The sequence below is a fragment of the Streptomyces sp. NPDC005820 genome (genome assembly GCF_040630255.1).
GTDB lineage: Bacteria > Actinomycetota > Actinomycetes > Streptomycetales > Streptomycetaceae > Streptomyces.
This window is the reverse complement of sequence record NZ_JBEXXE010000004.1, coordinates 92,834-114,404: the sequence shown is the minus strand read 5'-3', so window position 1 is coordinate 114,404 and position 21,571 is coordinate 92,834. Positions and strand designations below refer to the sequence as shown.

18 protein-coding genes and 2 tRNA genes are annotated in these 21,571 nt (G+C 74.6%); 13 read left to right on the top strand and 7 right to left on the bottom strand.

The window, feature by feature from the left end; translation table 11 throughout:
- Nucleotides 1-34: 34 nt before the first annotated feature.
- Entirely contained in the window at nucleotides 35-1,231 is a 1,197-nt protein-coding gene (locus ABZ464_RS06350) for a calcium-binding protein (protein WP_359271702.1), read from the top strand.
- A gap of 151 nt (nucleotides 1,232-1,382) precedes the next feature.
- Nucleotides 1,383-1,778 carry a peptidoglycan-binding domain-containing protein gene (locus ABZ464_RS06345; protein WP_359271699.1) on the top strand — a complete coding sequence of 132 codons (396 nt, stop codon included), beginning with the start codon at nucleotides 1,383-1,385 and terminating at the stop codon, nucleotides 1,776-1,778.
- Between the two features lie 10 nt (nucleotides 1,779-1,788).
- Here ABZ464_RS06345 and ABZ464_RS06340 read toward each other — a convergent pair whose 3' ends face one another.
- Nucleotides 1,789-2,061, bottom strand: coding sequence for a hypothetical protein (locus ABZ464_RS06340; protein WP_359271697.1), 273 nt, complete (start codon nucleotides 2,059-2,061; stop codon nucleotides 1,789-1,791).
- Between the two features lie 98 nt (nucleotides 2,062-2,159).
- On the opposite strand from ABZ464_RS06340, the gene ABZ464_RS06335 reads away from it, so the two are divergent.
- Nucleotides 2,160-2,381 carry a hypothetical protein gene (locus tag ABZ464_RS06335; RefSeq protein WP_359271694.1) on the top strand — a complete coding sequence of 74 codons (222 nt, stop codon included), beginning with the start codon at nucleotides 2,160-2,162 and terminating at the stop codon, nucleotides 2,379-2,381.
- A 52-nt stretch (nucleotides 2,382-2,433) separates the two neighbouring features.
- Here the strand turns inward: ABZ464_RS06335 and ABZ464_RS06330 are convergent, their stop codons facing one another.
- Nucleotides 2,434-3,090: an SDR family oxidoreductase gene (locus ABZ464_RS06330; RefSeq protein WP_359271691.1), complete on the bottom strand. Its 657-nt coding sequence runs from the start codon at nucleotides 3,088-3,090 to the stop codon at nucleotides 2,434-2,436.
- A 65-nt stretch (nucleotides 3,091-3,155) separates the two neighbouring features.
- Nucleotides 3,156-4,499: an amidohydrolase family protein gene (locus tag ABZ464_RS06325; protein ID WP_359271688.1), complete on the bottom strand. Its 1,344-nt coding sequence runs from the start codon at nucleotides 4,497-4,499 to the stop codon at nucleotides 3,156-3,158.
- A 485-nt stretch (nucleotides 4,500-4,984) separates the two neighbouring features.
- On the opposite strand from ABZ464_RS06325, the gene ABZ464_RS06320 reads away from it, so the two are divergent.
- The 9 genes from ABZ464_RS06320 to ABZ464_RS06280 all read left to right on the top strand — a co-directional run bounded on the left by ABZ464_RS06320 (nucleotide 4,985) and on the right by ABZ464_RS06280 (nucleotide 13,186).
- A tRNA-Thr gene (locus ABZ464_RS06320) sits at nucleotides 4,985-5,057 on the top strand.
- Between the two features lie 46 nt (nucleotides 5,058-5,103).
- A tRNA-Met gene (locus ABZ464_RS06315) sits at nucleotides 5,104-5,176 on the top strand.
- Nucleotides 5,177-5,266: 90 nt separating this feature from the next.
- A complete protein-coding gene (rpmG, locus tag ABZ464_RS06310) occupies nucleotides 5,267-5,431 on the top strand; it encodes a 50S ribosomal protein L33 (RefSeq protein ID WP_003948671.1) in 165 nt (54 codons plus the stop codon).
- A gap of 102 nt (nucleotides 5,432-5,533) precedes the next feature.
- Nucleotides 5,534-5,986, top strand: coding sequence for a MaoC family dehydratase N-terminal domain-containing protein (locus tag ABZ464_RS06305; RefSeq protein WP_359271685.1), 453 nt, complete (start codon nucleotides 5,534-5,536; stop codon nucleotides 5,984-5,986).
- A 5-nt stretch (nucleotides 5,987-5,991) separates the two neighbouring features.
- Nucleotides 5,992-6,420 (top strand): MaoC family dehydratase, encoded by a 429-nt coding sequence (locus tag ABZ464_RS06300; protein ID WP_359271682.1) that lies wholly within the window; start codon nucleotides 5,992-5,994, stop codon nucleotides 6,418-6,420.
- Between the two features lie 44 nt (nucleotides 6,421-6,464).
- Nucleotides 6,465-7,520 (top strand): UDP-N-acetylmuramate dehydrogenase, encoded by a 1,056-nt coding sequence (locus tag ABZ464_RS06295; protein WP_359271680.1) that lies wholly within the window; start codon nucleotides 6,465-6,467, stop codon nucleotides 7,518-7,520.
- Between the two features lie 1,103 nt (nucleotides 7,521-8,623).
- A complete protein-coding gene (locus tag ABZ464_RS06290) occupies nucleotides 8,624-11,863 on the top strand; it encodes a CHAT domain-containing protein (protein ID WP_359271677.1) in 3,240 nt (1,079 codons plus the stop codon).
- On the top strand, nucleotides 11,850-12,536 hold the full coding sequence (locus tag ABZ464_RS06285) for a hypothetical protein (RefSeq protein WP_359271674.1): 687 nt from the start codon (nucleotides 11,850-11,852) through the stop codon (nucleotides 12,534-12,536). Before ABZ464_RS06290 ends, ABZ464_RS06285 begins: the two co-directional genes overlap by 14 nt.
- Nucleotides 12,533-13,186: an RES family NAD+ phosphorylase gene (locus ABZ464_RS06280; protein WP_359271671.1), complete on the top strand. Its 654-nt coding sequence runs from the start codon at nucleotides 12,533-12,535 to the stop codon at nucleotides 13,184-13,186. The genes ABZ464_RS06285 and ABZ464_RS06280 overlap by 4 nt, the downstream gene beginning before the upstream one ends.
- A 12-nt stretch (nucleotides 13,187-13,198) precedes the next feature.
- On the opposite strand, the gene ABZ464_RS06275 is transcribed toward ABZ464_RS06280, so the two are convergent.
- From ABZ464_RS06275 to ABZ464_RS06260, 4 genes are read right to left on the bottom strand one after another with little or no spacing between them, the layout of a single operon-like run.
- The gene (locus ABZ464_RS06275; RefSeq protein ID WP_359271668.1) at nucleotides 13,199-13,759 is read right to left on the bottom strand and encodes an FHA domain-containing protein; all 561 of its coding nucleotides are present in this window, start codon (nucleotides 13,757-13,759) and stop codon (nucleotides 13,199-13,201) included.
- Between the two features lie 20 nt (nucleotides 13,760-13,779).
- A complete protein-coding gene (locus ABZ464_RS06270) occupies nucleotides 13,780-15,888 on the bottom strand; it encodes an AAA family ATPase (protein ID WP_359271665.1) in 2,109 nt (702 codons plus the stop codon).
- 30 nt (nucleotides 15,889-15,918) lie between these two features.
- Entirely contained in the window at nucleotides 15,919-17,565 is a 1,647-nt protein-coding gene (locus ABZ464_RS06265) for a hypothetical protein (RefSeq protein ID WP_359271663.1), read from the bottom strand.
- Nucleotides 17,562-19,997, bottom strand: a complete 2,436-nt coding sequence (locus ABZ464_RS06260) for a protein kinase (protein ID WP_359271660.1) — start codon at nucleotides 19,995-19,997, stop codon at nucleotides 17,562-17,564. Before ABZ464_RS06260 ends, ABZ464_RS06265 begins: the two co-directional genes overlap by 4 nt.
- A gap of 370 nt (nucleotides 19,998-20,367) precedes the next feature.
- Between ABZ464_RS06260 and ABZ464_RS06255 the strand changes: the two genes are divergently transcribed.
- Nucleotides 20,368-21,507, top strand: coding sequence for an Appr-1-p processing protein (locus ABZ464_RS06255; RefSeq protein ID WP_359271657.1), 1,140 nt, complete (start codon nucleotides 20,368-20,370; stop codon nucleotides 21,505-21,507).
- Nucleotides 21,508-21,571: the final 64 nt, after the last annotated feature.

The window sequence follows — 21,571 nt, the reverse complement described above, 5'->3', positions numbered from 1 at the left end:
TCCTTCTGGCACCCCTCAGACCTGGAGGTCCTGCATGGCTCGGCTTCTCACGGCCGGCATTGTGTCGGCCGCGCTGTTCACGCTGGGAGCGCCGGCAGCCCCCGCGGTCGCCGCCCCGCCCACCTGTTTCGGTATTCCCGCCACCCTCAGCGGCGCGGGCACGCTCACCGGTACGCCGGGCAGTGACGTCATCGTCGGCTCCGCGGGAGCGGACGTCGTCGACGGGCGCGGTGGCAACGACGTCATCTGCGGCCTCGGCGGTGACGACCGGCTGATCGGCGGGCTCGGCAACGACCGGATCGACGGCGGTGACGGTGACGACGCGATCCGCGGGGACGTGTCCGTCGAGAGCGGAGACGCCCTGGGCGGCGGCAAGGACGTCCTGTACGGCGGTGACGGCGACGACGACATGATCGGTGACGCGCAGAGCGGCAGCGGGAACGTCCGGGGTGGGGGCAACGACACCCTCTACGGCGGTGACGGCTCCGACTTCATGGTCGGCGACTCGGAGAGCGACAGCGGTCACGCCTCCGGCGGGGGCGACGACCTGATGTACGGCGGTGACGGTGACGACGTGCACATGACCGGCGACAGCGTCGCCCTCGGTGGTGATGCCGAAGGGGGTGGAAAGGACCGGATTGAGGGCGGTGACGGTGACGACGGGCTGCTCGGGGACTCGGCCGCGCCCTTCCAGGGGTCCGCGACCGGGGCCGGCGACGATGTGCTGCGTTCCGGGCCGGGTACCGGCGAAAGCATCATCGGGGACAGCGAGGGCATCGACGCCGTGCGCGGGAACGGCGGCGACGACCTCATCGACCTCGGCGCCGACGGCGGCATCTTCGCCATCGGGGACCACAACATCGGCGACCCGGCGGGCGGGCAGGCGATCGGGGCGGGCAACGACCGGATCATCGGCGGCACGGCGGACGACCTGCTCTTCGGCGACAGCTCGGTCGGCGACGCCTCCCGTACCTTCGCGGGCAAGGACGTGCTCGAGGGCCGCGGCGGAGCCGACCAACTCTTCGGCGACAACGTGAACTTCGACGGGGACGCGACCGTCGGCACGGCCGGCGGCCGGGACCTGCTGCGCGGCGGCACCGGCGACGACGCGATCTTCGCGGGCCCCGCGAACGACTTCCTGGACGGCGGCGCGAACACCGACTCCTGCGACGGCGAGGCCGGAAACGCCGACTACGCCGTGCGCTGTGAGTCCGTCACCAACGTTCCCTGACGCTCCCCGGCCGATCGGCCGCCCCCGGAAAAGGGCCCGTGACCTGTGACGACAGCAGGTCAGGGGCCCTTTTGCAGGAGAGGCGGAGATGCGGCCCGTGGGGCTGGAGTGCACGGTGGTACGGGGGATGTCTCATTTGGAGGTGCTGGACATGCGACGCATGCTCACCAGTGGGACCCTGGTCGCCGCGCTCCTGCTCGCCGGGGCGCCGGCTCTCGCCGCGCCTCAGCAGAGTGCGTCTCAGCAGAGTGCGGCACAGCCCGTGCGGGCCGTCACCCACGGGTCCGTGGACGTCTGCAACTTCACCATGAGCCGGCCGACCCTGAAACTGGGTTCCTCGGGCAGTGCCGTCCGGCAGGCCCAGTGCTATCTGAACCACTCCCTCACCGGCCGGGACCTCGCCGTGGACGGGCAGTTCGGGCCCGTCACCCAGCAGGCGACGCTGCGCTTCCAGCGGTGCGCCGGCATCGTCGCCGACGGCGTCGTCGGAGCCCAGACCTGGTCGTTCCTCGTCTTCTGGGGCAACTCGACGGGCTTCGTCTGCTGAAAAGGGCGCGTCAGATGTCGGGTGACTTCGCCTCCCGTTTCACCTCCGCCTCCACATCGCTGCGCTGTCTCTCCTCGCCCTTGGCGAACTCCGTCACCGCGGCCTGGACGTCACGGGCGAGGTCGCGCCAGGCCCTCCAGGCGGTCTCGTACGTCTCGGTCTGCGTCTCCGACCAGGGCGTGGCCGTCGGAGGGCCGTAGGCGTCCCGCAGCTCCTCGACCCGGGTGTGGGTCTCGTCGGCCAGACGCTGCATCGCCACGAGTTCCTCGAAGGTATGTGCCATATGTCCGGATGCTAGGGAGGTGTCGGCCGATCCGCGCGGCGAGCGGGGCGTGTGCCGCGACCCGCTACCCGGGTGGCCCACTACGGCACACTGGCCCCATGTCCAGCGGAGCCAGCCGTCGCAGAGTCTGTCCCGAGTGCCGTCGCGAGATCGCCGTGGTCGCCGGACGGTTCGCCCGGCACGACCCGCCGGGCGCCCGTGAGAACGGGGAGCTCGTCTCCTGCCCCGGCTCCCGCAGCAGGGCGCAACTCGGTGCCGTACAGCCGTCGTTGGACGGCTACGCACTGCCCGAGTTCCCGGGGCAGCTTCCGCTCTTCTGACTTCCGGCCTTCCGGAGGAACCCCCCGCACCCGCGCACCGGCTGAGCCTTCCTCAGTTCCCGGCCACCGACTTCACCGCCACCGCCACCGGCGCCGAGCCGCTGATCAGCTCCAGGGTGAGGCCGGACGTGGCCGGGGTGTCCACGAGCTCCGCCAGGACGGCCGCCACATCGTCGCGCGGGACCGGACCGCGGCCCGTGTGGGCCTCCAGCCGGACCAGGCCGGTGCCGGGATCGTCCGTGAGCAGTCCGGGGCGCAGGATCGTCCAGTCGAGCGAGTCCAGACCCCGTACGTACGCGTCCGCCTCGCCCTTGGCGCGCTGGTACACGTCGAAGACCTCCTGGCCCCGGTGCTCGGGGTCCGCGCCCATCGACGACACGACCACGAAGCGCCGTACGCCCGCCCGGACCGCCGCGTCCGCGAACAGCACCGCCGCGCCCTTGTCCACGGTGTCCTTGCGGGCCACCCCGCTGCCCGGGCCGGCGCCCGCCGCGAACACCGCCGCGTCCGCTCCCCGCAGCCGCTCGGCGACCGCCTCCACCGACGCCGACTCCAGGTCCAGTACGACCGGTTCGGCGCCGGCGGCCCGCAGATCCCCGGCCTGCTCGGCCTTGCGGACGATCCCCGCGACCTCGTCACCGCGCCCGGCGAGCAACCGCTCCAGCCGCAGCGCGATCCGACCATGACCACCAGCGATGACAATGCGCATGCTTCCGACCGTACGCCCGGGCGTCCCCGTCCGCCGCGCCGCACCGGCGGGCACGCCCAGGAGGGCTACGACGACTCGCCGCGCCCCTGCCGGGGCAGCCCCCGGTCCACCGGAGCCGCCGAGGCCGCCGCTGCCGGAGCCGGTGAGGCCGCCGCTGCCGGAGCCGGTGAGTCGCAGTACTCGCGGACCGCGCTCGTACGGGCCACCACCCGGCCGCGGTGGATGACGATGCGGCTGTACCCGAGGGAGAGCGCGCCCGCCAGCCGGTCGCCGCGGACGGCCAGCAGCTCGGCGGGGAAGCCGGCCTCGACACGGACCTCGGGCAGCCCCAGGGCGGCGCGTGCGCAGGCGCTGACGGCGTCGTAGGCCTCCTCGGGGCGCAGGCCGTGGCGGGAGACGAGGAGGTAGGCCGCCTCCAGGGGGTCGCCGCGCCCGACCGGGTTGGACAGATCGCGCAGGGCCCCGCTGCCGGCCGCCACCCGTACCCCGGCCGCGCGCAACAGCCGTACGGGCGCCGTGCCGTGGTGCTCCGAGGCGCCGCAGCCGCCCTGCGGGAGGCACACCACCGTCACTCCGGCGGCGGCCAGTCGGTCGGCGGTACGGCGGGCCGCGGCGGGGGACAGCCGGCCGAGGCCGCCGCAGGGGCCGAGGGCGACCCCGGGACGCAGCCCGCCGGCCATCGCGGCGAGCCGGGCGAGACGGGCCGGGTCGCAGGCGTCGGTGTGCAGATCGACCGGGCAGCCGTGCTCGGCGGCGACCTCGAGGACGGCCTCCACGTACCCGGTCGGGTCGGGGTCGAGGTCGGGACAGCCGCCGACCACCGAGGCGCCCATCTTCAGCGCGTCCCGCAGCATTGCGAGGCCGTCCGCCCCGGCCACCCCGGTCAGCAGCCGGGGCATCGCCACCGTCGTCAGCTCGGCGAGCCCGGTCAGCGAGCGCCCGGCCCGCAGGACGGCGGTCAGCGCGCCGAGGCCCTGGACGTCGCCCACCCGCACCTGGGCGCGCAGCGCGGTCGCGCCGTGTCCGAGCTGGAGCAGGGCGGCCTCGATGGCGCGGCGCTGGACGTCCTCGGGGCCGTACGGGACGGGGCCGTCGAGGTCGGCCGTCAGGGCCGTGTCGACGTGGGCGTGCGGCTCGGCGGGGGCCGGGAGGAGGAGATGGCCGGAGAGGTCGACCCGCGAGGTGCCGGTGCCCGTGCCGGTGCCGGTGCCCGAGCGGGCCGGGCCGGGCGTGAGGCTGCCGGCCGTGCCGACCGCCTCGATCCGTCCGCGCACCAGCCGTACGTCCACGGTCCGGCCGTCCGTCAGCCGCGCCCCGCACAGCAGCAGCGCGCCCGGGTCCGACGAACCGCCCGGGGTACCGGACGGGAAGGACGACGGCGGGGGTGGCTCGGGCCGACTGTCGGGCATCACACTCCCAGGGGGCTCGGGGGCTCGGGGGCTCGGGGGCTGTGGTCTGGGGTTGGGGCTGGGGGGCCGGGGTGGGGGCCCGCGGGTCGTGCGTCGGGGCTCCGGGTTCGGTGGCTCGCGGGTCGGGGCTTCGAGTTGGGGTCTTGGGTCTTGGGGTGGGGCTTGGGGGCGGAGGGCTCGTGGGTTGCGGGTCGGGGCTGGGTGGCTGGGATCCGGGGTCGGCTGGGGGACGCAAGGTCACGGAGAGTGAGTCGAGCCTAGGGCGGTGGTCCGGTGCGGTCGGGGAGGAGCGCAATAGTCGTACCGGTGTGGTTGCCGTGGTCGCGGTGGTGCCGGGGCGGGTCGGGGGAGGCGCGCGGGGCCGCCGGGACCGGCGGTGGGACCGGCCGCGGGGGTGTCCGCAGGGCGCGTCGGCGGGTGCCTTCGGAGGGGCGCGAAACGGATTTGGGTGAACGGCTGCGGACCGTGTAATGTCTTCATCGCTCGCCCCAATAGCTCAGTCGGCAGAGCGTCTCCATGGTAAGGAGAAGGTCTACGGTTCGATTCCGTATTGGGGCTCTGGTGTGAGAGGTTCCCGTCGCAAGGCGGGGACGGATCGCATCAAAGCGGTGTAGCTCAGTCGGTAGAGCAAGCGGCTCATAATCGCTGTGTCACCGGTTCAAGTCCGGTCACCGCTACACGCAGTAGCCGATTGCGGGGTCGGTCCTTCGATCGGCTACTCTTTCTTGCGTTAAACCAATCCCATCCGTTCGTCAAGGAGCACTCACGTGGCTGCCACCGACGTCCGCCCGAAGATCACGCTGGCCTGCGTGGAGTGCAAGGAGCGGAACTACATCACCAAGAAGAACCGGCGTAACAACCCGGACCGACTGGAGATGAAGAAGCACTGCCCGCGTTGCAACGCGCACACCGCGCACCGCGAAACGCGATAAATCAGGCTCGTATGCGAGGCCGTCCCCGAGTGATCGGGGGCGGCCTCGTGTCGTTGAGTGGACCAGTACCGGTCAGTAGAGCAAGCAGGAGGTGCCGAGCCCATGGCGCTCGACCAGTCCTTCGTCGGGCGGACCTACCCGGCCACCGACCCCTATGAGGTCGGCCGCGAGAAGATCCGTGAGTTCGCCGAGGCCGTGGGTGACACCAACCCGGTGTACACCGACCCGGAGGCCGCCAAGGCGCTCGGGTACGCCGATGTGATCGCCCCGCCCACCTTCGTGTTCTCCATCACCTTCAAGGCGGCCGGACAGGTCGTCCAGGACCCCCGGCTCGGCCTCGACTACAGCCGGGTGGTGCACGGCGACCAGAAGTTCGCCTACAAGCGCCCCGTGCGGGCCGGCGACCGGCTCACGGTCACGTCCACCATCGAGGCGGTCAAGTCCATGGCGGGCAACGAGATCGTGGACATCCGCGGTGAGGTGCACGACGAGTCGGGCGAGCACGTCGTGACCGCCTGGACCAAGCTGGTCGCGCGCGCGGCCGAGGAGGCGTGAGGGTGATGACGGCGAAGATCGCCTACGCGGACGTCGAGGTCGGCACCGAACTGCCGGCGCAGACCTTCGCGGTGGACCGGGCCACGCTCGTGCGGTACGCGGGGGCCTCCGGGGACTTCAACCCCATCCACTGGAACGAGAAGTTCGCCAAGGAGGTGGGCCTGCCGGACGTCATCGCGCACGGCATGTTCACCATGGCCGAGGCGATCCGGGTCGTGACGGACTGGGTCGGGGACCCGGGCGCGGTCGTCGACTACGGGGTGCGGTTCACCAGGCCGGTCGTCGTGCCCAACGACGAGCAGGGCGCGGTGATCGAGGTCGCCGGGAAGGTGGCGGCCAAGCTGGACGACAACACCGTGCGCGTCGATCTGCTGGTCACCAGCGGGGGACAGAAGGTGCTGGGGATGTCCCGCGCGGTCGTACGGCTCGGATAGGCGTCCACGGGGTCTCGTGGACTCGGTCTCGTAGGCTTGGGCGCGTGCTGGAAACTTACGATGCCCCGCTTGCTCCGCTGACCACCTTTCGGCTCGGAGGGCCCGCCGCCCGGCTGGTGACCGCGACCAGCGACGCCGAGGTGATCGACGTCGTGCGGGCCGCCGACGCCGCGGGGACGCCGTTGCTGGTGGTCGGGGGCGGATCCAACCTCGTCATCGGGGACAAGGGCTTCGAGGGCACCGCCCTGAGGATCGCCACGCGCGGGTTCGAGCTCGTCGGTACGACGCTGGAGCTGGCCGCGGGCGAGGTGTGGACCGACGCCGTCGCCCGGACCGTCGAGGCCGGCCTGGCCGGGATCGAGTGCCTCGCCGGCATCCCCGGTTCGGCCGGGGCCACCCCCATCCAGAACGTGGGGGCGTACGGCCAGGAGGTCTCCGCCACCATCACCGAGGTCGTCGCCTACGACCGTCGGGCCGGCGAGGCGGTCACCCTCACCAACGAGGAGTGCGCCTTCGCCTACCGGCACAGCCGCTTCAAGGCCGACCCCGAGCGGTATGTCGTCCTGCGGGTCCGTTTCGTCCTGGAGGACGCGGACGGGATGTCGGCGCCGATCAAGTACGCCGAGACCGCGCGGGCGCTCGGCGTGGAGCCGGGGGACCGGGTGCCGGTCGGCTCGGCGCGGGAGACCGTGCTGAAGCTGCGGGCCGGGAAGGGCATGGTCCTCGACCCCGAGGACCACGACACCTGGTCGGCCGGGTCGTTCTTCACCAACCCGATCCTCACCGACGCCGACTTCGCCGTGTTCCACGCGCGCGTGAAGGAACGGCTGGGCGCGGACGCGGAGCCGCCCGCCTACCCCGCGGGCGCCGGGCACACCAAGACCTCCGCCGCCTGGCTGATCGACAAGGCCGGCTTCACCAAGGGGTACGGCGGCGGGCCCGCCCGGATCTCCGCCAAGCACACCCTCGCCCTCACCAACCGCGGCGCCGCGACCACGGAGGATCTGCTGGCGCTGGCCCGTGAGGTGGTGGCCGGGGTGCGGGAGGCGTTCGGGATCACCCTCGTCAACGAGCCCGTGATGGTCGGCGTGGAGCTGTAGGCGCCAGGGCCCGGGCCGGGTCCTTGAGTCGGGGGCGGCCGCGGGCCTCGGGCCTCCCCCGATCCGTAGCCCGGGCCACCGCGGGCGCCCCCACCTCGATGGTGACCGCTTCCCGTACCGCTCCGGGGGCTCAAGTGCGGTTGTTTCCCGGTCGGTTCGGCTGAAATACGGCCGAAAGCGCCGCGCGGGCGCCCCGGCGCCGCCAGTATGTGGGGCGACGGGGATCCGGGGAGGCGCGCGTGACGGTCGACGGTACGCAGGGAAACACCGGAGCGGGGAAGGACGCGGGGGCGAGCCCGGGAAACGCCGGGCCGGTGGCCGCCCCCGGGGAACTGCTCGCCCGGGCGACCGCCCTCACCCACGCGTGGGCCGCCGCGGACCAGACCATCAGCCAGCGGCGGGGCGGGGGACCGGCCACCGGGCAACGAACCGCCCGAGACGGAGCCGCCGGGGAGCAAGGCGCCGGGGTACAGGGCGCCGGGGTACAGGGCGCCGGGCAACGAGTTGGCGGGGACCGAGCCGCCGGGGCGCAAGCTGCCGGGGACCAAGCCACCGGGGCACAGGGTGCCGGGGACCGAGCTGCTGGGGCACAGGGTGCCAGCAACCGAGCCGCCGGGGAGCGCGCCACCGGGGACCAAGCTACCGGGGCACAGGGTGCCGGGGACCGAGCCGCCGAGGCGCAAGCCGCCGGGGACCGAGCCGCCGGGCAGCGCGCCGCCTGGGCATCAGGCGCCGGAGAAGCAAGCCCCGGCCGGCGAGCCGCCGGGGAGCGCGCCGCCGAGGCGCAAGCCGCCGGGGAGCGAGCCGCCGGGGAGCGCGCCGCCTGGGCATCAGGCGCCGGAGAAGTAAGCCCCGGCCGGCGGGCCGCCGGGGAGCGAGTCGCCGCAGCGGAGCACACCACCGTCTCCTTACCCGACCCCGCCGTCACCGAGCGCGCCCTGCGTGAGCTTGCTCAAGCCGAGCAGGGTGCGGCTGAGGGGGAGTGGCGGGAGTTGCGGAGGGTTCGGGGGATGTTGTTGGGGGTGCGGTGTCTGGCGGGGGGTGGGGCCGATCCCGAGGGGGAGCGGGGCGAGGCGCTCGTGTTGTTGAGGGAGGCGCGGGCCGTGGTGCCCGTGACCGAGCGGGAGGTGCGGTCCCGGGAGTCCGTGATCCGGTTGCTGATCCGGCTGCTGATGCCGAGGCTTCCCGAGCTGGAGGGTCAGGGGCAGCAGGACTTCGCCGAGATGATGAAGGTCGGCGCCGCCTATCTGGCGCCCGGCGGACCGGGCGACTTGCAGGACTTCGCCGAAGTGGCCGTCCTGCTGGAGGAACTGGCCGAGACGGCCGATCCGGCCGACCGCCCGGACCTGGAACGCTGGATCGCCTCCATGCGACTGCTCTCCGGCATGACGAACGACCGGGCCTCCCTCCTCGACGTGGTCGCCCGGGCCACGGAGCTGGGCACCATGCCGCCCCACCTCGACCTGGCCATGAACGCGGTCGCGGAACTGCTCAAGGCGATGCCCGACACGCCCGACACCCCGGCCGAGGCCGCGCGGGAGACCGGGAAGGAGACCGGGCAGGCGGCGGCCGCCGTCTCCTTTCCGCCCTCGCCCGAGGACCTGGCACTCCTCACCCAGGAGTGGCTGCCCGCGATGGAGATGATGTCGCCGGGGCTGCTGAAGCCGGAGGAGTTCGAGCGGGCGGCCGAGGCGCTGCCGCTGGGCACCTGGCAGGAGCAGATGACCGCCGGTCTGGTCCGGATGGCGCAGGCGATGCGCGAGGGCAGGCCGGAGCGGCTGGTCGAGGCGGGCGAACCGATCCTGGAGGCCTCCCGCAGCCAGGACGCCCCCGCCGGGCTGTCACCGATCCTGCTGGCCGGACTGCTGTCGAGCGCCTCCCTGCAGGGCGGCAACCTCCTCGACGCGGCGACCGCGCACCGGCTGCTCACCGAGGCGTACGGCACGGGGGGCACCGAAGGGGACGTGCTGCCGGGGCCCGCCGGCAAGGAGCTGTCGACCACCGGCCGCGCCCTGCTGCTGCACCAGCGCATGGCCGCCGCGGCCGACGACGACCTCGACGAGCTGGACGACATCGCCGAGATCCTGCTGGACCTGCGGCAGGACCTCGCCGACGACGACAGCGCGGCCTCCCTCGTCCTGTTCAACCTCGGCACCGTGCAGTTGCGCCGGGCCATGGCGATCGGCACCGCGGGCGGCACGGTGGGCCCGCCGCTCCGGCGGGCGCTGATGTATCTGCGCGAGGCACAGGAGCACCCCGCGATGCCGATGGCGCTGCGCGGGATCATGCCGTCGATGGGCGCCGTCACCAGCGCGCTGGAGCAGTACGTCGACCCCTCCTCCCGAGCCGTCCTGGAGGAGGTCGAACGGGCCCGCGCCGCGCTCGGCGGCCCCCTGGTCCTCGCCGACCAGGACATCCGGGCCAGGCTCGGCATCGCCCTCGCCCTCAACGTCCAGCACGAGCGCCACGGCGACCGGACCGCCCTCGACACCGCGCTGGCGGAACTGGAGACCGCGCGCGCCGCGATCGACGAGAACACCGGGTGCGGGACCGCGCAGGAGGTGTACAAGGAGCTGGCCGGGCTGTACCGGCAGCGGGCCGAGCCCGGCGACACCGTGCGGGCGCTGGAGGCGACGGAACGGCAGCTGGAGAAGGTCGCCGAGGACGTGCTGCTGCAGATCGGCGCCGAGCACGGGCTCGCCGCCGCCCGCGCCGCCGCCGACCGGGGGGTCAGGGCGGCCGGCTGGGCGGCGGAGACGGGCGACGCGGCCACCGCGCTGCGCGTCCTGGAGGCGGGCCGCGCGCTCGTCCTGCGGGCCGTCGCGGCCTCCGCGAGCGTGCCGGAGCAGCTGGAGGCGTACGGCGAGCACGCCCTGGCCGCCCAGTGGCGCGAGGCCGCCCGCGCGGGCGACGGCGCCGACGGCCCCCGTACCGCTGCCGATACCCCCGACACCCCCGACACCCTCATCCCCAGCACCCTGCGCCGGCGCGCGCTCGCCGCCCTGCGGGCCCGTGCCGCGGGGGCCGAGGCACAGGCCGGCCCCGGCTGGCAGGACGTGGCCGACGCCGCCCAGCGCGCCGGGGTGGACGCCGTCGTCCATCTGCTGGTGGGGCAGGGGGACGGGCCGGGGTGGGCGCTGGTGGTACGGCCCGGTGCGGCGCCGCTGCCGTTGCGGCTGAGCGGGCTGGGGCGGGCGCGGCGGGGGCCGTTGGAGCGGTATCTGGACGCTGCGCGCGACCGGTCGGTGTTCACCGCGCCGGGGGTGCCGTACGGCGAGCCCGGGCGGGCGGAGGCGCTCGCGGAGTGGGAGGCGGCGCTGGAGGGGCTGTGCGACTGGGCGGGGCCCGGCGTGATGGGGCCGGTCCTGGACGTCGTACGGCCCGGACGGCCCGCGCGTGCGGAGGACCCGGTGCGGCTGGTGCTGCTGCCCGCCGGGAACCTCGGCTCCGTGCCCTGGCACGCGGCCCGGATCGCTGCGGAGGAGAAAGAAGCGCGGGCGGTGTACGCGCTCGATCTCGCCGTCCTCAGTCATGCCGCGTCCGGGGCCGAGTTCCTGCGGTCCGTCGGACGGGCCCGGCTGCCCGTGGCCGGCGCGCCCGTGCTCGTCGCGGATCCGCGCGCCTCACTGCCGTACGCGGAACACGAGGTCGACGCCCTGCGGGAGTCCTTCTATCCGCACGCCCGCTGCTACGGCTACTTCGTGCGCAACGGATGGGACCGCGACGGCACCCCCGAGGAGCTGCTGCCGCTGCTGCCGGGCGGGACGGCCGAGCGGCCCGCCACCCTGGTGGAGCTCAGTGTGCACGGCCGGGTCGGGGACCGGCCCACCGTGTCGCGGCTGCTGCTGCATCCGTCCCGGCCGAGCGCGGGCGACGGGGACGATCCGGGGGCGCTGACCGTACGACAGCTGCTCGGGGCGCCCTCGGCGGACGGGCGGGCCGGGGCCGGGCCGCTGGTGGTGCTCAGCGCCTGCGAGACCGACCTCAGCGCCCGCGACCACGACGAGGCCCTCACCCTCACCACCGCGTTCACCGCGCGGGGCGCCGCCGATGTGATCGGCTCCAAGTGGGGCCTGGACGACGCGAGTTCCGCCGTACTCATGTACGTCGTCCACCACCACCTCGCCCAGGGGGCGGACCCGGCGCAGGCGCTGCGGCTCACCCAGCAGTGGGCGCTCGATCCCGCCCGCACGCCCGTTCCGGGGCTCCCCGGGCCGCTGGCCGCCCGGATCAGGGGCCGGGCGGCGCTGCCGGTGGCCGCCTGGGCCCCCTTCATCCACCAAGGCAATCCCGCACCGGCCACCACCGGGCCGACCCGGAGGGAACACGTTGGACACGAATGAGCTGCTGGCCCTGCTCGTCCGCCACCGCGAGGAACTCAGACAGTGGCTGGACGACGAGCAGTACCGGCACTTCCTGGCCATGATGGAACGGCTCCGCGAGGCCGGCGCGGACGCCGAGCGCGCCGCGATGGCCGTGATCGCGATCATCCGCTCGCTGTGGCCCGTCCCCGACGAGGCCGGTGAACTCGCCCGGCTGCTGCACGTCTACGGCCGCGGTGCCGCCGCGACGGCCACCGTGCCGGAGGAGGACACGCTCCTCGCCGCGCTGGAGGCGCTGTACGCGACGCCGGCGGCGGAGCCGGTACCTGCGGAACCTGACGTTCCGCCCGTTGCCGACCTCGTCGCCGCCGCCCGGCGCAGGCTGCTCGCCGCGCCCTCGCGGGAAGCCGTCCCGGCACAGAGCCCGCCCGCCGACGTCATCGTGCTGGCCGACCCGGACGCGGGGCGGCGCAGTCCCGAGTTCCAGTTCGATCCGGACACCGGGCGGCCGCGGGACATCGTGGTCCGCATCAACCGCATCCTGCTCGCCGACCGCGACCCGTGGGGCGCCGCCGACTGGTGGCTGGGCGGCAACTCCTGGCTGGGCGGACCGCCCGCCGCGCTGCTCGGACGGGTGCCGGACGACCGGCTGGCCGACGCCGCGCTGGCCCTCGTCGAGGAGGACGGCCGATGACCCGGCAGATCCCGCCCTCGGTCACGATGGCGCCCCGCACCACCGTGCTCCCGGCCGGCACCCGGCTGTGGCGCTGTCATCGCAGCGACTACCCGGCGACCGGCTTCAAGGAGGCCGCGGCCCACACCCTGTTCGGCGGCAGCCGCTTCGACTGCACGGCCGAGGACCCCTACCCCTACCTCTACGCCACCCTGGAGCCGGCCACCGCGCTGGCCGAGGTGCTGCTGCGGTCCATGGACTTCGATCCGGTGCTCGGCAGCAGGCTGGTGCCGTGGGCGCAGGCCGCCCGGTACACACTCGCCGAGCTCGTCACCACGGCCGAGCTGACCCTCGTGTCGCTGCGGGTGGAGGAGGACCTGGCGGCCGTGTGCCAGGACAGCTGGCTGCTGGACTCCGAGCCGGACGACTACCCGCGCACCCGCTACTGGGCGCAGGAGCTGCGGCGGCAGGCGGAGAAGGCGCAGGGACTGGTGTGGCAGTCCCGGCGGCACCGGCCGCGGGAGGCGCTGGTGCTGTTCGGGGACCGCTGTGCCTCTCCGTTCGCGCCCGACCCGGTGGTCAGCCATGACCTGGGCACCTTCGACGGCGCCGACACGGCGAACCGGCTGCTCGCCCCCCTGCGCGCCGCGATCGTGCCGCCGACGCGCTGAGAGCCTCCTCGGTCAGGCCTCGGGCTCGACCAGCAGCACCGTGAAGGCGCAGTTGCGGCCGAGCCCGATGACGTCCCCGTCGCGCACGGGGACGCGGGCGCCCGGGGCGATCCTCTCGGCGTTGACGTAGGTGCCGTTCAGCGTGCCGTGGGCGCACTCCGTCAGCGACATCGTGCCGTCGGGCGCCAGCTGGAGTTCCGCGTGACGGCGCGAGACGCCCTTCCCCCTGTCGCCGGAGAGGGCGCCCGCCACGGCCGTCGCCCACACCGGATGCCGGCCGAGCCGCAGCGGGGGCCCTTCGCCGTGCCGCAGGTCGATCGACGAGCCGGGGCCGAGCAGCCGCAGATGCCGGACCGACTCCTGGCACTCGGGGCAGGCGGCGGAGCCGGCCGGCACGGCGGCGGCACAGGACCAGCAGGGGTGGGAGCGGGGCGGTTCGGGGGCCGGGGACGGCTCCTGCCAGGAGGGCGGCTCCTGCCAGGGCGGCGGTTCCCGGGGGCCCGCCTCTTCCTCCTCCTTGTCCGTCTCGTCGAAGTCCGGCAGTACGTCGTCCTGCGCGAGACTCTTGTCCACATGCCGGCGCGGCCCCTCCGTCACCAGATCGCCGGCTTCCGCAGGGAGACCTGCTCGTCGGCCGACGCCTCGACCGTCAGGTCGACCCCGCCGTCCGGGCGGCGCACTACCCGCGAGACGGTGACCGTCGAGCCGGGCTCCAGGGTGCCGAGGTCGAACACCTCGCGGGCGAGTGGGTTGATGAGATGGGTCTCCAGCTTCATGCCGATGCCCCGGCCGCCGTTGCGCAGGTCCTCGGTGCACAGGTCCGCCAGGACCTCCTCGGCCTCGGGCAGGATCCGCAGGCGCAGACCGCTCTGGCGTTCCATGTGGTCGGCGATGTTGCCCAGTTGCCCGGCGAAGATGCGCCGGGCGACGGACGCCTCGATGTACTGGAAGACGACGATGTTGCCGCCGAGCCGGTTCAACAGCTCGGGCCGCTTCAGCGTGTGCTCGAAGTGGTGGCGTACGTTGCCGAGGATCCGCCGCTCGAACTCCGCGCGCTCCTCGGGGGTCTCCGGGATGCGTTCCTGGCCGGCCGGGGAGTCCAGCGGGCGGCCGTCCTCGCCGGAGGGGCCGTGCACGCCCAGGTTGGACGTGAAGATCAGGACGCACTCGCTGAAGTACGTCGTCACGCCCTGGCCGTCCGTCAGCCGGCCGTCCTCCAGCACCTGGAGGAACTTGTCCAGGACCCCCTTGTCGGCCTTGTCGATCTCGTCGAAGAGCACCACCCGGAACGGGTCCTCGCGCACCGCGCGGGTCAGCTCGCCGCCCGCCTCGTAGCCGACGTACCCGGGCGGGGCGCCGACCAGACGGTCCGCCGAGTGCGGGGCGGAGAACTCGCTCATGTCGAAGCGCAGACAGGCGTCCTCCGAGCCGAACAGGGTGTCGGCGACCGCCTTCGCCAGCTCCGTCTTTCCGGTGCCGGTCGGCCCGGCGAAGAACAGCACACCCCGCGGCCGGTGCACGGCCGGTGAGGACGCCTGGGCGCCGGACAGGCCGAGCGCGGCCCGCTTGAGCACGTCCAGGGTCTGGGTCACCGCCTTCTCCTGCCCCTGCACCCGGCCGCCGATGTACGCCTCGCCGTCCCGGATGCTGTCGGCGACCGCGCCGCCGGTCCAGGGGTTGCGGCTGACGCCCAGTTCGTAGATCCGTACGGCCTGTTCCATCCGGTCGAAGCCGATCTTCGAGGCGCGGGCCAGCCGCATGCTCTCCCGCATCGCGCGCAGGGTGAGCCCGCTGGCCGCCCGCGCGAACCGCTCGACGTCCTCCTTGCCCGGCTCCTCGCGTGTGTCCCGGTCCACCAGCGGGCCCACGTCCAGCGTGGTGGCGGTGCCGGGGACGCCCGCCTCCCGGGCGAGCAGCCCGGCCATCCGGACGCGCTGGCCGAGGTCGGGCGTCGGCACGCCGATGCTGCGCACCCGTACGCCACTGGTCACCAGCCAGGCCGGCAGGTCCCGTTCGCCGTCCGCCAGCCAGATCACCGGGTTGAACAGGGCGCGGCCCGACTTCGCGCGGACGAAGGGGCGGGCCTCCTCGGCGATCTTCAGACAGCGCAGGAAGAACGTGCGCTCCTCGTCGCTGAGCTGGTTGACCTGGGTGGGGATCCGGGAGGCGTAGTCGACGATCAGGGCGGCGTGCAGCGGCTGCTGGTAGTCCTCGTAGCGGGGGTCCTTCTGCGGCGGGCCGGGGCGCTCGCCGGCCCAGCCGCGGGCGAAGGACTCCAGGACCCGGGCCACGTCGTCGGTGCCGGAGTCGTCCGGACGGCCCGGGACACGGCGGGTGTTGCGCTCCAGCAGGGTGGTCGTCTCCGCGGCGACCGTGCTGTGCACGACCCGGAAGCCCGCCACCGGGTCGTAGCGCAGCAGGCTCTTGTAGCCGGCCCGCTGGAGCGGCTCCCAGAGCATGTCCTCCAGGGACACCGCCCGGTAGACCCGCCGGTTGTCGGTGAGGACGTCGGCGACCACGTAGTCGTCGCGGATGTTGCCGTGCAGGACGTACTGGGAGTGGACGCTGAGGGTGTGGACGAGTTCGGCGGCGAACGGCGGGTGGATCGTCCGGGCCACGCGCGACGACTCCGGGGGAGCGCCGCTCGCGCCGTTCGTGCCGGGGCCGCCGGTCGTGCCGGTCGGGCCGGTGGTGCTGGTCAAGGGTCCTCCACAGGTGCGGGAAGGGCGGGTCTAGCGGTGGTCGTCGCGATGGCGCTGCCGGGGCTGCTGCCGTTGGGGCCGGCGGGTCTGGCGGGGGCGGGCGGCCTGCCGGTCCGGGGCGGTGGCGTCGCCCGGGACCGTCTGCGCGGCGGTTGCGTCGCGGAAGGCGTCCGTGAGGCCCGGTGCGGGTTCGCCGGTGAGGACCTGGCTCTCGGTCCAGGTGAACTCCGCCCGGACGCCTTCCTGTTCGCTGAGCAGGCCGAGCTCGTCGACGTAGACGGCGCTCTCGGCGCAGCGTTCGGCGTCCAGGGCCTGCCGGCGGGCGACCGTCCGCGGGTCGGCGGCCTCGTGGGCGGTGAGCGCTCTGCGCATGGTGAGGACCCGGGCCTGGCCGGTGGCGGTGAGGCGGACCCGCAGCCAGTAGTGGCCGCCCCAGGCCGCCGGCGCGAAGTCCCAGTGCTCGGCGTCGGCCCGGGCGTGCACCGAACCGTCCCCCCACTGCTCGCTCGCCCGGCGCAGCGCCGCCACCAGATAGGCCCGGTGCAGGGCGGCGGAGCGGGCGGCGAGGGCCTGCTGGACGGTCCGCTCGTCCTCCTTCGACGCCGGGACGCCGGTGCGCAGCACCCGCTCCAGGACGTCGATCGCGGCGGGCGCCTCCGGCAGCGGGTCGACGCCCTCGGGCGCCGCGGCCCGCAGCACCTGCAGCCGCAGCGCCGCGTCCCGGCGGGCGGTCTCGGCGCGCCCGGCCCGCTCGGACTCCTTGCGGGCGATGAGCGCGGCCTCGTCGAGATAGCGCCGCACCGCCGTGGGCCGCCGTCCGACCGCACGGCGGGCCTCCAGCAGACAGTCGTCGATCAGTTCCCGGCCCTCCGAGGTGAACGCCAGCGGCAGCCGGGCGAGCAGCTCGGCGCCCTCCCGCAGGACGTCCTCCTCGGTGAGCGCGGCCCGGTCGTCGCCACGGGACGCGGTCGCCGGCTGCGCGGGCAGGTCCCCGCCCTCCGCGTACGCCTTCAGGGCGCTGTGGCGCTTGGCGCGCAGCCGGTCGTACCAGTCGGCGTGCTCCGGGTCCTCACGGTGCTGGAAGGGCAGCCGGGCGGTGGCGCGGGCGGCGCGCTGGGCCTCGACCCGGCGCAGCGCCCGCTCGGTCGCGGCCAGCCGCTTCCACAGCAGGTCGAGCGGGACGCCGACGGGCTGCACGGGCGCGGGCAGCGGCGGGTCGCCGGGACCGGCGGGGTCCAGGCCCAGCACGGTGATCCGGGCGTTGATCCCGGCCGCCGTCTCGGCCGCGCGGCGCCAGCACTCGCTGCCGTCCTCCAGCGACATCTGACGCCTCGCCATGGCCTCCTGGTCCACGGCGACCTTGTTGTTGAACGCGGCCAGCGCCATGGTGCCGCGCAGCGCCAGCCGGGTGACGAGCAGCGCCCCGCTGAGGTCGGCGAGGCCGATCAGCGCGGGCACGATCATGTCGTGCAGCTGCTGGGCCGCCTCGTCCACGGCGTGGTCGATGGCGTGCCCCACGGCGTCGACATGGCCGGTCGCGGTGTGCGCGAGGTCGGAGACGCCGGTGTCCGGCAGATGCAGGCCGAGGTCCGGCTGGGCCATCGTCGGGTCGATGCCGGACGCCGAGACGTCCGGCATCACGGTGTACAGATCGGTACCGGCGTACGCGCTGCTCACGCCATGCCTCCAGTACGGGAACCAGGGGTAGGTGTCGTAGAAGGGGAAGGGGAAGGGGCCGGGGTGGGGTCGGTGGGCCTGCGGGCTCCCGGCACTCCGCCGCGGGGTCCCGCCGACGGCGCGAGCGGGCTGCCGCTGCGGGCGTCCGCCTGGTAGTGGCGCCAGGCCCGGGCCCGCAGGACGGCCGAGACCAGCAGCGCCAGCACGGTTCCGGCCGGCCAGATCCACACGGCGAGGAAGAACGTCCCCGCGACCGTGCCCACCAGCGCGGCGGCGCCCACGCCCGCCCACAGGTAGCGCCTCCAGCCCCGCCGTCCGATCCGGCGGGTCAGCGGCAGCGCCCGGCGGGTCAGCAGGCCCATCACCGAGAACCGGGGGTGGTACCAGGGGCCGACGTACCAGGCGGTCCAGCACTCGATGACGAGGAGCGCCGCCAGCGAGGGCACGCTCAGCAGCCAGGCGATCAGCACGGTGGACTGCGGTGCCCAGCCGTACACGTCGGCCAGGCCCACCAGGAAGGCGTGCGGGAAGAACAGCAGCAGCGCCCCGCCCGCGGCCCGGCCCAGCACCACCGGCAGCTCCAGCCTGCGCCGCACCAGCCGGGTGTGCTCCGCGCGCCGCCCGATGGCGACCAGCTGCCGCCGCTCCTCCTGGGCCCGCCGGGTCCGACGGGCCTCCGCGTCGGCGAGCGGCCGCAGCCGCAGGGCCAGCAGCAGCGGTACGGGTTCGGCGGCCTCCTCGGCCAGCCGGGTGAACCAGGGCACCCGCGCGGGCAGGGCGCGCAGGGCGGTCCGCAGCTCGGTACGGAGCCTCAGCGTCACCGCGCGGGGGTCGGCGGCCAGCTGGAGCAGCTCGGCGGCGAGGACCGGGCCGTCGGCCGTCGCGGCGCGCAGATCGTCGCGCTGGTCGCGCAGTTCGGGTATCTCCGACAGCCGGGCGGTGGCCCGCGCCCACTGGCGGTGGTGGGCCTGCCAGCGGTCGGCCACATGGGTCAGCTCCTCGCCGCCACGGCGCAGGGCCAGCCGTCTCAGCAGGCGCTGGTCGTGCGCGTACAGCTCGGTCATGACGGACACGCAACCGCGGTCGCCCTCGGCGGCGCGCCGGGCGAACGCCGTCAGGTCGCCCATGCCCAGCGGGATGCCGCGGCAGCCGGGCTCCTGATGGGGCGCCATCCAGCCGATCAGGTCGATGAGGGTCGCCGTGTCCGGGCCGCGCCGCGCGCCCCGCAGCCGGTCCAGCAGGTCGTCGAGCGCCTCGGCCCGGCCGGTGTCCTGGCGGGGACGGAAGTGGGCGAGCCAGTCGGCCAGTTGCTCCCGCCCCTTGCTCCGGGACAGCCGGCGGATCATGGCCGGCCAGTCCGCGTCGAACACCTCGCCCAGCTCGGCGGGCGTGCCGTACGGGTGGCCCGCGTGCTCGAAACGAGGGGTCTCGGGAGCGGCGGCCGGCCGGCCGCCCGGTCGGGGCCGGGGGCCCTCGCGGGCCACCCTTGGGGATTCGCGGTCGAGCCACCGCCGCACCTGATCCGCACCCCAGCGCTGGTCGTTGTCCCAGGTCAGCAGCCCCTCGCAGAGCAGCCGGACGCGCGGGTCGCGGATCCCGCCGAGGTCGATGTCACCGCGGTGGACGGCGTCCATCACCGCGGCCGTCTCGTGGTGCGGGATGGGGTGCCGGCCGAGCGCGGCCTCGGCGACGACGATCCCGAGCGACCACCAGTCGTCCGCCGGCCGCACCATCGCCGCCATCAGCTGCGCCTGCGGCGACGCGTACCCGGGGGTGCCGGCCCAGCCACGGCGCACCTCGCGCGGGAAGGGCCCGGCGGCGGAGATGCCGAAGTCGATCAGGACCATGCTGCCGGCCGGGTCGTCCCAGTCGCCGACGACCAGGTTGGACGGCTTGACGTCCCGGTGCACCACGCCCGCCCTGTGTAGTGCGGTCAGCGCCCCGTGCAGCCGGGCCACGATCCGCTCGACGTCGGCCGTGGGCAGCGGGCCCGGCCGGTCCCGCAGCCGGGTCGCGAGATCCGTGGTGCCGTGCGAGGGCAGCACATGGAACGGCGCCCCCCGGTCGGCGCCCGCCTCCAGGACGTACGACAGTCCCTCGTGCAGCGGCCCCCGCGACAGCAGCGCGGTCACCTCGGGGTCGGGCGCGGCGTCCGGGTGGTACCACTTGACGATCCGTTCGCCGCCGTCGTCCTGGCAGAGCACCCGGAACACGGCCGCCCGCAGCTCCGCCGAGCGCCCCTCCTCGGCGGCCCGGTGCACGGTCTGCTCCGTGCGCCGCGGCAGTCGCTCCCGCGGCTGGAACCGGCCGGCCAGGCAGGGCGGCAGCTCGATCGGCGCGCCCCGGGGGTCGGGCGCGGGTATGCCGCCGCCGTCCGGGGGTTCGTAGAGCGTGGGCGGGACCAGGTCGTCGTCACCGACAGGAAACGTCATGGAATTCACCTGCGCGCGGAAAGGACCCGGCGGTGGCCGGAGGCGGCGTACGAAGGGGGTGTGAAGAAGGTGCGGAAAGTTCGGTGGAACCGTGTGCGCGAACGTGTGCGGAATGGTGTGCCGGAAAAAGAATCCGGATGGACCGGATGGACACGGGATACGGCTCGGGCGCACCGCGCACCGAATTACGGGACCGGGGGACGGGCGCCCCGGCGCAGGCGGACACCCGGGCCGGAAGAGTAGCGAGATCCTGGCGCCGCGCACCGGGAAACGGGGAAATCCACCGACGGTACCGGGCGGGTGCACCGATCCGGAACGGACTGCCGGAAGCCGGGGCGGTCGTGCGGGCCGCGCGGATATGTTGACCGCCATGAACCCTGATGGTCTGCCCGACCGTGCCGACCTGGTGCGGGAGTTGCGGCAGCTGCGCCGCGGGGGTCTGCCCGCACTCCAGGCGCTGGTGCCCGAGGCGCTGCGCGCGGCCACCCTGCACGCCGGGTACGCCCGGGGCCCGGAGGACCTGGCCGACGGCGCGGAACGTATCCTCCGCGCGGCGGCCGAGCGGCTCGGCACCGATGATCTGATAGGCCGCGCCGCCCAGTGCACCTTCGGTCTGCTGCCCGGCCGCCGCGGCGACCCGGCCGCGGACCGGCGTCGGGCGGCGGCCCTCGTCTACGGGGTGACCAGCGAGCGGTTCCGGCACAGTCAGGAGCGACAGGTCGTCGAGCAGCTCGCCGGGGCGGTGCTCGCCGAGGCCCGTGAGCCCACCGGGCGCCCGCCGCGGCCGGCGCCGCCGGGTGCCGGGGCCGCCCCGGCCGCCGCGAGCCCTTCCGCGGCCATGGTCGTACCGCGCACCGGGCTGCCGGGCCGGGCCGGGACCAGGCCGGTCACCGTGCATCTCTCGCCCATCGAACTGCTGCGGGACATCGACGTCCTGGTCTCCTCCGAGAACGTCCACCTGGAGATGTCGAAGTCGTTCCGGCCCACCGTCTCCGGGGCGCTGCGCCGGTCGGCCGCCGTGGGCTGCGCGGCGGACGGGCCGGTCGCCGACGTCCTCGCGGACGAGCTGGCCGCCTGGGTGCGGGCCCGGCCGGGGGTGCTGCCGCTGCGGCCGGGCACGGTGGTGCCGACCGGTCCGGGCGCCCTCGCCGAGCGGGGGGTGCGGCGCGTCTACCACGCGGCCGTGGCGGTGCCGGACGGGCTGGCCTACCGCGTCGACCCGCAGCACATCGCCGGCGCCGTCGCCGGCTGCTTCGCCCGGGCCCGCCGGGAGCGGACGGAGGGCGGGCTCGCGCTGCGCTCGATCTGCTTCCCGCTGCTGGGCGCGGGCCGGGGCGGGCTGGAGCGCAGGATCAGTGCGGAATGGCTGGGCTGGGCCATCGAGGACGCCCTGACCGCCGACCCCGACTGGTCCGTGCACGTCGTGACGCGCTACCCGGAGGTGGCCCGCCTTTTCGGGGTGGAGACGGTGGAGAAACCGGAATTCCGGGCGTCGCCCCGAGAGCCGTAAAAGGTCGGACGCCCCGGTTCGGGGGGCGCCAATGGGGGCGCATGCGACGCATATGGGGGTGCGC